Annotated in this window: 13 protein-coding genes; 5 read left to right on the top strand and 8 right to left on the bottom strand. The window is 39.5% G+C overall.

Translation table 11 applies throughout. The features are described from left to right. Window positions 1–28: 28 nt before the first annotated feature. The 3 genes from purH to purD all read left to right on the top strand — a co-directional run bounded on the left by purH (window position 29) and on the right by purD (window position 3,871). A complete protein-coding gene (gene purH / locus OLW01_RS02120) occupies window positions 29–1,615 on the top strand; it encodes a bifunctional phosphoribosylaminoimidazolecarboxamide formyltransferase/IMP cyclohydrolase (RefSeq protein ID WP_268074985.1) in 1,587 nt (528 codons plus the stop codon). Between the two features lie 168 nt (window positions 1,616–1,783). After that, window positions 1,784–2,560, top strand: a complete 777-nt coding sequence (locus OLW01_RS02115) for a class I SAM-dependent methyltransferase (RefSeq protein ID WP_268076137.1) — start codon at window positions 1,784–1,786, stop codon at window positions 2,558–2,560. Between the two features lie 21 nt (window positions 2,561–2,581). Further along, a complete protein-coding gene (gene purD, locus OLW01_RS02110; protein ID WP_268074984.1) occupies window positions 2,582–3,871 on the top strand; it encodes a phosphoribosylamine--glycine ligase in 1,290 nt (429 codons plus the stop codon). Window positions 3,872–4,017: 146 nt separating this feature from the next. Here the strand turns inward: purD and OLW01_RS02105 are convergent, their stop codons facing one another. Beyond that, complete coding sequence (locus OLW01_RS02105; RefSeq protein WP_268074983.1) at window positions 4,018–4,527, bottom strand: RNA methyltransferase; 510 nt, start codon at window positions 4,525–4,527, stop codon at window positions 4,018–4,020. A gap of 80 nt (window positions 4,528–4,607) precedes the next feature. On the opposite strand from OLW01_RS02105, the gene OLW01_RS02100 reads away from it, so the two are divergent. Then, window positions 4,608–5,402, top strand: a complete 795-nt coding sequence (locus OLW01_RS02100; protein WP_268074982.1) for a 3-keto-disaccharide hydrolase — start codon at window positions 4,608–4,610, stop codon at window positions 5,400–5,402. Window positions 5,403–5,479: 77 nt separating this feature from the next. Here the strand turns inward: OLW01_RS02100 and OLW01_RS02095 are convergent, their stop codons facing one another. The 3 genes from OLW01_RS02095 to OLW01_RS02085 all read right to left on the bottom strand — a co-directional run bounded on the left by OLW01_RS02095 (window position 5,480) and on the right by OLW01_RS02085 (window position 9,313). Beyond that, a complete protein-coding gene (locus OLW01_RS02095) occupies window positions 5,480–7,345 on the bottom strand; it encodes an Hsp70 family protein (RefSeq protein WP_268074981.1) in 1,866 nt (621 codons plus the stop codon). Then, complete coding sequence (locus tag OLW01_RS02090) at window positions 7,342–7,875, bottom strand: DUF2760 domain-containing protein (protein ID WP_268074980.1); 534 nt, start codon at window positions 7,873–7,875, stop codon at window positions 7,342–7,344. The genes OLW01_RS02095 and OLW01_RS02090 overlap by 4 nt, the downstream gene beginning before the upstream one ends. A gap of 148 nt (window positions 7,876–8,023) precedes the next feature. Then, window positions 8,024–9,313, bottom strand: a complete 1,290-nt coding sequence (locus OLW01_RS02085) for an NAD(P)/FAD-dependent oxidoreductase (protein ID WP_268074979.1) — start codon at window positions 9,311–9,313, stop codon at window positions 8,024–8,026. A gap of 328 nt (window positions 9,314–9,641) precedes the next feature. On the opposite strand from OLW01_RS02085, the gene OLW01_RS02080 reads away from it, so the two are divergent. Then, window positions 9,642–9,980: an FKBP-type peptidyl-prolyl cis-trans isomerase gene (locus OLW01_RS02080; RefSeq protein WP_268074978.1), complete on the top strand. Its 339-nt coding sequence runs from the start codon at window positions 9,642–9,644 to the stop codon at window positions 9,978–9,980. A gap of 76 nt (window positions 9,981–10,056) precedes the next feature. On the opposite strand, the gene lipA is transcribed toward OLW01_RS02080, so the two are convergent. From lipA to OLW01_RS02060, 4 genes are all read right to left on the bottom strand, one after another. Continuing rightward, window positions 10,057–11,022: a lipoyl synthase gene (gene lipA, locus OLW01_RS02075; RefSeq protein WP_268074977.1), complete on the bottom strand. Its 966-nt coding sequence runs from the start codon at window positions 11,020–11,022 to the stop codon at window positions 10,057–10,059. After that, window positions 11,015–11,671, bottom strand: coding sequence for a lipoyl(octanoyl) transferase LipB (lipB, locus tag OLW01_RS02070; RefSeq protein ID WP_268074976.1), 657 nt, complete (start codon window positions 11,669–11,671; stop codon window positions 11,015–11,017). Before lipB ends, lipA begins: the two co-directional genes overlap by 8 nt. Before the next feature lie 27 nt (window positions 11,672–11,698). Then, on the bottom strand, window positions 11,699–11,962 hold the full coding sequence (ybeD, locus tag OLW01_RS02065) for a DUF493 family protein YbeD (protein ID WP_268074975.1): 264 nt from the start codon (window positions 11,960–11,962) through the stop codon (window positions 11,699–11,701). Window positions 11,963–12,185: 223 nt separating this feature from the next. After that, window positions 12,186–13,337 (bottom strand): serine hydrolase, encoded by a 1,152-nt coding sequence (locus OLW01_RS02060; protein ID WP_268074974.1) that lies wholly within the window; start codon window positions 13,335–13,337, stop codon window positions 12,186–12,188. Window positions 13,338–13,423: the final 86 nt, after the last annotated feature.

Genomic DNA, 13,423 nt, shown 5'->3' with positions numbered 1-13,423 from the left:
TCATTTAAAACAAGGTAATTAATTAACAATGGATACAGCTCGCCCGATCAAACGTGCGCTTATTAGTGTTTCAGACAAAACTGGTATTGTTGAATTTGCACGCTCATTAGTTGCTAATGGCGTTGAAATCTTATCAACTGGTGGTACTTTCAAATTACTTCAAGCAAATCAAATTGCAGCCACTGAAGTATCAGATTATACAGGTTTTCCTGAAATGATGGACGGTCGTGTAAAAACATTACACCCGAAAGTTCATGGCGGTATTTTAGGTCGTCGTGGTCAAGATGACGCTGTCATGTCTGAGCATGGTATTAACGGTATCGATATGGTTGTTGTTAACTTATATCCATTTGCCAGCACAGTTGCAAACCCTGACTGCTCGTTAGAAGATGCAATTGAAAACATTGATATTGGCGGCCCAACTATGGTTCGCTCTGCGGCTAAAAACCATAAAGACGTGACTATTATTGTTAATGCTAGTGATTACGATCGCGTATTAGCTGAAATAAAAGACAATCAAGGTTCATTAACTTATCAAACTCGTTTTGATTTAGCGATTGCAGCCTTTGAACACACAGCTGCGTACGATGGCATGATTGCTAACTACTTTGGTAAAATGGTACCGGATTACCATAACGAAAAAGCTGAAAATAGCCAATTCCCACGTACCTTTAATTCGCAGTTTATTAAAAAACAAGATTGCCGCTACGGCGAAAATAGCCACCAGCAAGCTGCATTTTATGTTGAAGCGAATGCGCAAGAAGCATCCGTCTCAACTGCCAATCAATTACAAGGTAAAGCTTTATCGTACAACAATATTGCGGATACCGATGCGGCACTTGAATGTGTAAAAGAATTTGCCGAACCAGCTTGTGTTATAGTAAAACACGCTAACCCTTGTGGTGTCGCTTTAGGTGATAACCTATTAAGTGCTTACGATAAAGCGTACCAAACTGATCCAACGTCAGCATTTGGGGGCATTATTGCGTTTAACCAAGAATTAGATGCTGACACGGCCGAAGCGATTATTTCTCGTCAATTTGTTGAAGTGATTATCGCACCTTCAGTTTCAGCTGGTGCACAACAGATTTTAGCAGCGAAACAAAATGTTCGGGTATTAGAATGTGGAGAGTGGTCAGACAAAACAACTGAACGTGATTTTAAACGCGTTAACGGTGGTTTATTAGTTCAAGACCGCGATCAAGGTATGGTTTCAAAAGACGACTTAAAAGTAGTTTCAAAACGCCAGCCAAGCGAACAAGAATTAACTGATTTATTATTCTGCTGGAAAGTCGCGAAATACGTTAAGTCAAACGCCATTGTGTATGCAAAAGGCAATCAAACTATCGGTGTTGGTGCTGGTCAAATGAGCCGAGTTTACAGCGCTAAAATTGCTGGTATTAAAGCCGCTGATGAAAACCTAGAAGTTGCAGGTTCAGTCATGGCATCAGATGCATTTTTCCCATTCCGTGATGGTATAGATGCAGCTGCAGCCGCTGGTATTAAAGCGGTTATTCAGCCTGGTGGCTCAATGCGTGATGAAGAAGTTATTAACGCGGCAGACGAGCACGATATGACAATGGTCTTTACTGGCATGCGTCATTTCCGTCACTAAGCGAGTCTAAACTAACAACTCAATCCGAGTTAAATTTGAAAGGTCAGCTTGCTGGCCTTTTTTATTGCCTGTGATTTAATAATATGGTGTTACACTCAATTAAGCATTTAATCAAAGGGAATCAAAATGAAACTAACAACTTATATTTATTCAAGTGTCATTGGTGCAATGGGCTTGCTTGCCGGTTTTACTGTCAGTGCAGATCCATTAACGAGCGCGATAAATGAAAAAACACGTAGCGAGCAAAATATTCAGCGCGACCAATATCGACATCCAAAACAAACGCTCACGTTTTTCGAAATCAAACCCGATCAAACTGTAGTTGAAATTTGGCCCGGTGGCGGCTGGTATAGTGAAATACTAGCGCCTTATTTGAAAGCTAAAGGACAATATTACGCGGCTCATTTCCCGCAAGATTCACAAGTTAAATATTTTCAAAATTCACTGGCTAAATTTAAACAAAAAATAGCCGACGATGCAGCTTATAAAAATGTAAAGCTAACCGAGTTTAATCCACAAACTCATCATAAAATTGCACCTGAAAATAGTGCAGATTTAGTTCTGACTTTCCGTAATTTACATAATTGGTATATCCGAGGCGAAGACAAAGCCGCGATTGAATCTTTTAAAGCATTTTATCAAGCGTTAAAGCCCGGTGGCGTATTAGGTGTGGTCGATCATCAAATGCCAGAAAATTTTGATCAAATTGCCAATAAAAAAAGTGGTTATGTTAAAATGAGCAAAGCCATTAGTTGGGCACTACAAGCTGGTTTTATATTAGAGTCCAGCAGTGAAATTAATGCCAATAATCAAGATTCCGCCATTCACCCAAAAGGGGTTTGGACACTACCACCGAGTTTACGTTTAGGTGATAAAAATAAAGCGGATTACCTTGCCATTGGCGAGAGCGACAGGTTTACATTAAAATTTCGAAAACCGAAATAAATTTAGAGGTATTCATACATCATGAAAGTTTTAGTTATCGGCGGCGGCGGTCGCGAACATGCATTAGCATGGAAAGCGGCTCAATCTAGCCAAGTTAAAGCAGTTTATGTTGCGCCAGGCAACGCAGGCACAGAGCTAGAGCCAAAATTACAAAATGTCTCTATTGCCGTTGACGATATCCCAGCATTAGTTAAATTTGCAAAAGGCAATGACATTGACTTAACCATTGTTGGCCCTGAAGCTCCGCTGGTTATTGGTGTGGTTGATGCATTTAAAGCAGCTAATTTAACCGTATTTGGCCCAACTGAAAAAGCGGCACAATTAGAAGGCTCAAAATCTTTCACTAAAGACTTTTTAGCACGCCACGATATTCCAACCGCTTGGTATAAAACCTTTACTCAGATTGATGAAGCTTTAGCTTTTCTTGATGAAAAAGGCGCACCTATTGTGATTAAAGCTGATGGTTTATGTGCTGGTAAAGGTGTGATCGTTGCCATGACATTAGATGAAGCAAAAGACGCAGTTAAAGATATGCTAGCAGGTAATGCTTTTGGCGATGCGGGTAACCGAGTAGTTATTGAAGAGTTTTTAGAAGGTGAAGAAGCTAGCTTTATCGTTATGGTTGACGGTAAAAATGTAGTGCCTATGGCAACCAGCCAAGATCACAAACGTGCGTTTAATGAAGATAAAGGGCCAAACACAGGTGGTATGGGAGCTTATTCGCCCGCGCCAGTGGTAACAGATACCATTTATAAACGCATTATGGATGAAGTTATTTATCCAACCGTTAAAGGCATGGCAAAAGAAGATAATGCTTATACTGGCTTTTTATATGCCGGTTTAATGATAACAGCTGACGGCACACCTAAAGTAATCGAGTACAACTGTCGATTTGGCGATCCAGAAACGCAGCCAATTATGTTGCGTATGCAATCTGATTTAGTTGAACTTTGTTTAGCCGGTGCAAAAGGTGAATTAGCCGGTAAAGAAGCTAAATTTGACCCTCGACCGTCTGTAGGTGTGGTACTGGCAGCCGGTGGTTATCCAGCCGCTTATAATAAAGGCGATGTCATTTCAGGCTTACCAACAGAAGAACTAGAAGGCGAAAAAGTGTTTCACGCTGGTACCAGTATGAAAGACGACAATGTTGTAACAGCAGGTGGCCGTGTACTATGCGCAACGGCATTAGGCAACTCAGTTACCGATGCTCAGCAAAAAGCTTATAAACTACTTAAGCAAATCAGCTGGGACAAAGTTCAATACCGTGATGATATTGCTTATCGCGCAATTGCCCGTGAACAAGCAAAATAAAACAGCTCATTTGTAATTTGTAGGTCGGGTAAGCGCGTAGCGTGCACCCGACAATGGCGATATCGCGATAAACACCAAAATCAAAAAATCCCACCTCAAGCGTGGGATTTTTGTTGTTTTGTATTAAAATCGAGGGCGTTCAAAAATTAAGACTTCACCCTAACTTTATTATTTCTATCCCGGCTGTTGCAAACCAGTTCATCGCTGGCTTCTATGGTATTGAGTTTACTGGCTCTATCGTACAAAACAACATTCACACTCATGGCTAAATTTAAACATCCTTGAGTAGGGATATAAACCACATAATCTGCTTGATCGATTACCTGTTGCTCTATGGTGCCATCTTCTGGACCAAAGATATAACAAGCATTTTCTGGATGTTCAAATTCAGGCAACGGAGTCGCCCCTTCAACTAAATCAACACAAATAATTTTGGCATTTTGCGGTGCAGCTTGTACCAAACAATCAACTCCAGTTAATGGAATATGGCGAGTTTGATTTTTTGTGTCGGTTTGAAATTTAGCAGCCCGCTGATATCTTTGCCCTGTGTAATTAACAGCATCAGCCATAAAACAACCAGCCGCTCGCATTACAGCACCGACATTAGTTGGACTTTTAGGGTTAATTAATCCTATAGTGGCGTTAGGTTTTGTCATATTTGATTGGCATAAATCTAAAAATATGATTATCGCACTAACTTATATAAAAAACTAATCGGTATTAGAGAAGGATCGCCATGTTAAACAATATAAAAGCACTCAAATTAACAAGTGCAGCCATGATGTTAACCTTAGGTTTGCTCGGGTGCGCAAACCAAACTCAAAAAGGTGAATGGATTGAGCTTTTTAATGGTAAAAATTTAGATAACTGGACAGCTAAAATTAATCACCATAAAACCGGTGATAATTATGCACAAACTTTTAGAGCTGAAGAGGGTTTACTAAAAATTCGTTACGACAAATATACAGAATTTAATGAACGATTTGGCCACCTTTTTTATAATCAAGTTTTTGAGAACTTTCATTTAGTATTTGATTACAAGTTTAGTGGTGAATTTTTTGATAGTGCGCCAAGTTATGCAAAACGAAACAGTGGCGTTATGTTTTATAGCCAATCGCCAGATTCGATATTAACCGATCAAAATTGGCCGATATCCGTTGAAATGCAATTATTGGCAGAGTTAGCCCCCGGCCAACCAAGACCAACTGGAAATATGTGTTCACCGGGTACCGAAATTGAATTTAATGGTAAGCTCTATGGTGAACATTGTTTAAAATCTAGCTCAAAAACCTACCCAATGGATCAATGGGTTCAAGCTGAATTAATTGTTAATCATGGCAAAATCACTCAAATTATTAATGGTGAAATTGTATTGGAATATGCTCAGCCGTTTGCAACAAAAGATAATTTAATTAAAGGTGAGGATCCAAAAATATGGCAAAATATGACGATGTTAACCTCTGGCTATATTGGTTTTCAAAGTGAAGGACAACCGGTTGAATTTAAAAATATAAAAATTAAAAAACTATAAAAACCGTTATCAACACGATAGTAAAAAGCGCCACTAAGTAAAAGTTTAAAGTGGCGCTTAAAACGGCTTATAGAAAGTTACTCTGATAAAGCAACTTCAGGCTCATCTTCCGCACCTTCTACCTCACGCACATTAAACTCAATTTTGTGAGCGATTTTTGTTTCTCGATCGACACAGTAAAGTTCAAGTACACCTATATCAGTAAAATGCGCGCGTAAATCAATAGGAGCGATGCGCTCTTCACCTTTAATTTCGGCTTCGATTGGTTTATGAAATTCCAATTCATCTTCATCAATTTCACACAATTCACCCGCTTGATCGTGATTGCGCAGTGTGCTCGATAAAAAGTCGAACTCGCCTATTTGACCCGTCCATAAACACAACTCAGTTTCTTCACCGGAAATTTCATGTGTACTCCCCTCTTCCATACCATAAGGTACAATACACATAGCTTGCACTGGAGGTTCAAATCCAGGTATCGCTGGCTCTGCGCTTTCAATTGCAATATAATAACTGCGCGCACTGCCGCCTTTTATTCGCACCCCTTTTCCATGGCGTGCCATACCCAAATAAGCTGCACCATTAGCCACGGCTAAGTCAAAGCTGGTGGAGGTTAAACTCATAGGCGCTTCCACAGCTTGCTCATCAGCCCAAATATCTAATTGGTGCATAATTCGATCACGTAATACAGCCGCTTTAAATACACCGCCATTAAATAAAACTTTGGTTGGAATGATCATTTCGCTGTAAGCTCGCTCAGGCAAAACCTGTTCAAGCAATTCAGCATGTTGGGTTAAAAACTTAGCTAAGTGTTTAGTTATGGCTGGTTCACTTGAATATGGCAACCCACTTGATTTAAAGCCCCAACGTCGTTTCTCTTTAGGAACAGAACTAGATTCAACTTGTGGGAAAAAGCCTTCCAATAACAAATGATTTAACTCTTCGCGAGTCAATTCAGTTCTCACTGAACCACCTATAACAGAAGAGCTTCGGCCTAAAATAGTCAATGACCATTGATTTAATTCAGGGTCAGATAACAAAGCTTCTTTTGCGACTCGACATTGCTGAACTAATGCTGATAACTGCCATTCATCTAATTTTTTATGGCCTTGTTTTTTAAGCTTTTGAGCGACAGTATGGGCAAGCGATAAATCCATATTATCGCCACCCAAGAGTATATGTTCACCAACGGCGACACGTCTTAATTGCAGCTCACCTTCTTCTTCGGTTACCGCTATTAATGAAAAGTCACTGGTGCCACCACCCACATCAACCACCAGCATTAAATCGCCTTTTTCTACTTGGTTGCGCCAATCGCGTCCCATAGAGGCTATCCAACTATAAATAGCAGCTTGCGGCTCTTCTAACAATTTAAGGTTATGAAACCCTAATTCTTCTGCTACTTTTACTGTTAAATTACGCGCTCTTGCATCAAAACTGGCTGGCACACATAAGGTGACTTCTTGCTCGGTTAGCGCCTGTTGCTGGTCCCCTTTTGCAACTTTTTCATTCCAAGATTCAATTAAATGCTGCAATATTAATTTAGCAATATCAGCAGGCGATTGTTTAATCGCTTTTTCTGGTGTGTTGGGTGGTAATAATTTTTTTTCAGGATCAATCCCTGAATAACAAAACCAACTTTTAGCCGAGTGAATATAACGAGTTGGCACTTTGGCACCTTGCTCACGCGCAAAATAACCTACTACTGTGTTTTCTTCCGTTCGCCAAGGTAAGTTTAGCGCCCCCTGCGGCAATTCATCGCCTGAGCTAAGATAAACGGTTGAAGGTAAAGAAGGCTTTTCTTCCACACTACCTGCAGCGACAACTTGCGGAATAGGCATATCAATGACTTGAATTTTTTCGCCGCTTTGCTCGTTATTTATCACGTAGGATAAGGCGGTATTACTGGTACCTAAATCGATACCGACAACATATTGGCTCATGATTTCACCTCAACTTGGGCGGCTTTGATAATGGTTTCATCTTGCCCTGCTGCAACTGTTGGTAAATTGGTTTTAACCGCAGCCCATCCCTTATGGACCAGTTGACCTTTAACCCCAGTTTCAGTTGCGTTATCTTTAATTAAATTGCCCACCAGTTCAATTCGTGATGGATCAAACTGCGCTGGCAATTCAACATTGTCACCTTCATTTTTAGCGATGACAGGTTGAACATCAAAGTGCTTATCAAGCACTTTGCGACAGCCTGCATGAATATCTCTAACCGCGGCGCCAATATCGGCATCGCCATATTGATGAATATCTTCTTGTAAAAAATCAATTAAACGGCCGTTAGCTTGAAACAAGCTTAAGACCTGAACGGCAGGTGATTGCGAAATTTGAAACTCTGGGCGAGCCGACTCTGTATTGTCAGATGCTGAAGCCGTTGATTGAGAAGATGGCACTGCCAGTGCTTTTGCTTCGCCTTGGAATAAAATTTTAAAAAAATAGGAAAAAGCGGATATTAGTCTCATTAAGACTCCCTGATTAAACTGAGTTGAGGTTGAATGACTTCGCATATTTTACGCAAAGTCAGCCAATAGTTCAGCAAATGGATTTAAAACTATCCTTTTTTTTAGCCATTTAGCTTATTTAAAAGGCAAGCTTATCAAGCAACTTAACTTAATGCAGCTTGAGTAAAGGTCTAAGCCTGCGATTAATACGCCCAACCACAGCTAATAACATCATTTTAAAATAGCCATGTAATGCAGCTTGATGTAAACGATACAAAGAAACATACAAATGACGAGCGATAGAGCCTTCCACAAATACTTTTTTATTGGTCATACTCGATAAAAAACCAACCGAGCTATAATCAGCAAATGAAACCAGTGAACCTTTATCTTTATATTCAAACTTAACTAAAGGCTTACCACTAATTAATCTCTGTATATTTTGATTAACGGTACTTGCCATTTGGTGAGCTGATTGAGCTCTGGGCGGTACAAATTGACCATTTTCTTGTTTGCAACTGGCACAATCTCCCAGCGCAAAAATAGATTCATCTTCGCTAGCTTGTAAATAGGAGTTAACTTCAATTTGATTAATTCTATTAGTCGTTAATCCACCTAAATTCTTTAACACATCAGCCCCTTTTACCCCAGCGCACCACACAGTAATATCTGCTTCAAGTGTTTCGCCGGTATCAATTAAAACGCCCTGTTCAAGTACTTCTTGTACTTTAGTCGATGTTTTAAGTTGTACGCCTAATTGGGTTAAAATTTTAGTTGCAGAGTCTGATATTCGCTCAGGTAGCCCACCCAATATTCGATCAGAAGCTTCAATAATGCTAACTTCAATTGAATGACGATTCACATTATTAAACCCATAAACTTTCAACAAATCGGTGACTTTAAATAACTCAGCCGCTAACTCAACACCGGTTGCGCCAGCCCCAACAATGGCAATTTTTAGCGGGTGATTATCTTTCGCGACTTTTATTTTTAAAAATTCATTCAGAATTTTTTGGTGAAACTTTTCCGCTTCGCCTGTGGTATCTAAAGTTAAGCAATGCTCTTTTACGCCCGGCGTACCAAAATTATTGGTAATAGAGCCGATTGCCACCACTAAATAATCATAAGCAATGGATCGCTCCGGCACAATTTGCTCACCTGTTTGACTATGAATAGCTTCAAGCGTAATAGCTTTATCTTCTCTGTTTAATGCTTTTAATTCACCGAGCTGAAACTCAAAGTGATGATTAGCGCCATGTGCTCTAAAATCGACGCCATCCATATCAACATCCAATGAGCCTGTTGCCACTTCATGGTATAAAGGTTTCCAAATATGGAATGGATATTTATCTAATAACAAAATATCTACTGATGCGTTATTTTTGTATTTATTGCCTAGTTTAGTCGCCAGCTCTAAACCACCAGCCCCTCCACCCACAATGACAATTTTTTTAGCCATAATTAACATCCTTAATTTGATAAAATTTATACTTAAATAAACTCAACATCACTAAATTAATTTAGGTATAAAGATCGCTTAGACCATATTGCATCAAGTAATAACAGACTTCAATTAGCATGACTAAATAGCAAGGTAAATCATGCTTGTTTAGTTTTCATACAACTAATATCGTTGGATCTATCATTCTAATATACATTTAGCATCGTTGAAAAAAGCGCTTACTCTGTCATAAATAGCTGATTTAACTTTACAAGCCCATAAAGTTTTCAATCTACTAAAATCCCTTTATTATGCATTATGAATATAATAGCTTTGGATAAAATAAATGAACGAATTAAAAATTACAGACGTGGCACTTGGTGAAGGTAAAGAAGCGGTTAAAGGGGCTTTAATTACGGTGCAATACCGTGGCTTTTTAGCCGATGGTACTCAGTTTGATTCATCTTATGATAAAGGTCGGGCTTTCCAATGTGTGATAGGTACGGGTCGGGTGATTAAAGGCTGGGATCAGGGTATGATGGGCATGAAAGTTGGTGGTAAGCGAAACCTATTTGTTCCTGCACACTTAGCCTACGGTGAACGTGAGATTGGCAATAAAATTCCTGCAAATTCAGACCTATCATTTGAAATCGAGCTGTTAGAAGTATTAACCCGAGACGACTAAGCAGTTAACCCACAAACAAAAAATCCGAGCATAACTCGGATTTTTTTATTCATCGTAGAAGTGAGTTGAAGTTAAGTTATTTGACTTCTTCACCTGCCGCTTGTTTATCGGCATGGTAGCTTGAACGCACCATAGGGCCGCTAGCTGCATGACTAAAGCCTAACTCATTTGCAATTTCACCTAACTCATCAAACTCTGTTGGGTGTACATAACGTTTAACCGGTAAATGATGTTTTGATGGCTGAAGATATTGACCTAATGTCAGCATATCAACGTTGTGTTCACGTAAATCTTTTAAAACTTCAACTATCTCTTCGTTGGTTTCGCCCATCCCCATCATTAAACCTGATTTGGTTGGTACATCTGGGTTAGCTTCTTTAAATTTACGTAATAGCTCTAAAGACCATTTGTAATCAGCGCCTGGTCTGGCCATTTTATATAAACGCGGTGCGGTTTCTAAATTATGGTTAAATACATCTGGCGGGCTGGTGTTTAATATCTCTAGCGCCACATCCATTCGACCACGAAAATCGGGCACTAGCACTTCAATTTTAATGGTAGGGCTGTATTTTCTAATCGCATCAATGCAATCCACAAAGTGTTGTGCACCGCCGTCTCGTAAATCATCACGGTCAACTGAGGTAATAACCACATAAGTTAGTCCCATTTCACCAATAGTTTTACCTAATTTTTCAGCTTCGTTTGGATCGGGGGCAAGTGGTCGGCCATGAGCCACATCACAAAAAGGACATCTACGTGTGCAAATATCCCCTAAAATCATAAAGGTAGCTGTACCATGGTTAAAGCATTCAGCCAAATTAGGGCATGAAGCTTCTTCACACACTGAATGCAAATTATTTTTGCGCATGGTCTTTTTAATGTGATCAATTTTTTCAGTGGTTGGCGGTAGCTTTATTTTGATCCAAGACGGTTTTCGGAGCATTTCTGATTTTTCTGTCGGAATCACTTGCACCGGAATTAAGCGCATTTTATCTTCATCGCGCATTTTGACGCCGGCTTGAGGGCGAGCTGGTTTATTCATTATCAAATCCTACCTTTTCAACAAGCTCTTGATAAGCAAGTTGTTGTTTGAACTCTTGGGTTAATAATTGGCTGGCTTGCAGTGTTGTATCGGGCCCGTTCACTTGGCTAGTTTGGGTCATTTGAAGTCCTTGATAACCACAGGGGTTAATTCGCAAAAAGGGCGATAAATCCATATTTACATTCAAAGCCAAACCATGAAAAGAACAGCCTCTGCGAATTCTTAAACCCAGTGATGCAATTTTACAGTTATCAACATAAACGCCTGGTGCATCCGCTTTAGGATAAGCCTCTATATTAAAAGGCTTTAAAATATTAACGATACTGTTTTCTAAGATGTTGACCAGTTGCCGCACTCCGATACCTTTTCGGCGAATATTAATCAGCGTATAGCCGACTAATTGACCGGGTCCATGGTACGTGACCTGACCGCCACGATCAGCCTGAACAACAGGAATATCGCCTGGCACCAATAAATGCTCTGCTTTACCCGCCTGACCTTGCGTAAATACACTAGGGTGCTCTACCCACCAAAGCTCGTCGGCAGTATTATCATCTCGCGTCTGGGTAAAGTCTTGCATTAATTGCCAAGTCGTCTGGTAATCTTTTAACCCTAACTGGCGAACAATCAGTTGTTCTGTTTTTTTCAAAATTCAGCCTATTAGATTGGATTTAAATTACATCACCATACGTACGGTGTCTATTTCTGCCAATGCTTTATATAAGGTTTCAAGTTGTGCTTTGCTTTGAGCCTGAATACTGATGGTGACCGATTGGAAGTTGCCTTTACCACTTGGTTTTGAAGTTGGTCTGTAATCACCCGGTGCATGCTGCTGTACCACAGCCACCACTTTATCAATTAGTTGATCATCCGCTAAGCCTAATACTTTAAACGGAAATTGACACGGAAACTCTAAATATTCATCAAACTTAGTTTTCATAAAACTCACACAAAGGTTGCGAATGGCTATCATACTAAAATATGAAGCCATTAAATGGATTTTTGCTGTTTTGTTTATTTATAGCCAGTATAAATATGAATATGAACTAGCTAAAATCAGGTTGAGCATTATATAAAAAAACAGCCTGAATTAAAAAATAAAAAGCGCAGTTAAAATTTATTTTAACTGCGCTTTTGTAAAAATACTTTGTTGTTTTTTTGCGCTATTTAAGCTGCATTTTAATATAATCGATAGCTTTAGTTACCATACCACCTTCTTCAATGCTTTCTAATGCAACCAATGGGTATTTAGCAATGTCTTTACCTTCTACGGTTAAAAACAATTGACCTACCACGGTACCTTTTTTCAATGGCGCGATTAATTCTTGATCAAGCTGAATATTAGCTTCTAAATTTTTACGCTGACCACGAGCTATCGTAATTTGAGTTGCTTGTGCAATGCCTAATTTAACTGTGTCTTTAGCGCCCATCCAAATTGGTTGGTCGGCAAATTTACTACCCGCTTCGTATGGTGTAATCGTTTCAAAAAAGCGAAAACCATAATTTAATAGTTTTTTGTTTTCTTCTTTACGAGCTCGCTCAGATTCCGTCCCCATCACCACAGAAACTAAACGCATGTTACCTTTGGTCGCTGAAGTAATTAAGCTATACCCGGCCGCCTCTGTATGCCCAGTTTTAATTCCATCTACGTTTAAGCTTTTATCCCATAATAAACTATTACGGTTATATTGCTTAATACCATTAAAGGTAAAAGATTTTTCACTATAAACCGCATATTCATCTGGCACATCCCGAATTAAAGCTACAGCTAATTTAGACATGTCACGCGGGGTGGTATAGTGATCCGATGCGGTTAGTCCATGGCTATTTTCAAAGTGCGATGCATTCATCCCTAATTTTTCGGCATGCGCATTCATTAACGAAGCAAAGGCACTTTCTGTACCAGCTATATGCTCAGCCATTGCCACACAAGCATCATTGCCAGATTGTACAATAATACCTCGGTTTAAATCTTCAACCGGGATTTGCTTGCCAACCTCAATAAACATTTTTGATGATTCAGGAAAGTTTTTAGCCCAAGCATTTTCACTTATTGTAACCATATCGGTGGGCTTAATATTGCCTGATTTAATTTCCAAACCAATAACATAACTCGTCATCATTTTGGTTAATGAGGCGGGATTAAGTTGCATGTCTGCATTACCTTCAGAAATAACATAACCCGTATTGTAATCAATTAAAATATGGCCCTTCGCGCTCACACTAGGTGGCGTTGGGGTAATTGCTGAAGCTTGGAAGTGAACCAAAAGTAAACAGGTCGAGGCAATGGAGAGTATGCTTTTAAAAAATTTCATAATTATTCTTAATTGATTGACAGGGTTATTATTATCCACCTAAGTGGTGCTCTATTAGCTTGTTCGCGTAGCAAGCTTAAGTATGT

Source organism: Catenovulum adriaticum (assembly GCF_026725475.1).
Taxonomy (GTDB): domain Bacteria; phylum Pseudomonadota; class Gammaproteobacteria; order Enterobacterales; family Alteromonadaceae; genus Catenovulum; species Catenovulum adriaticum.
This window is presented reverse-complemented; position numbering and strand designations above follow the sequence as displayed.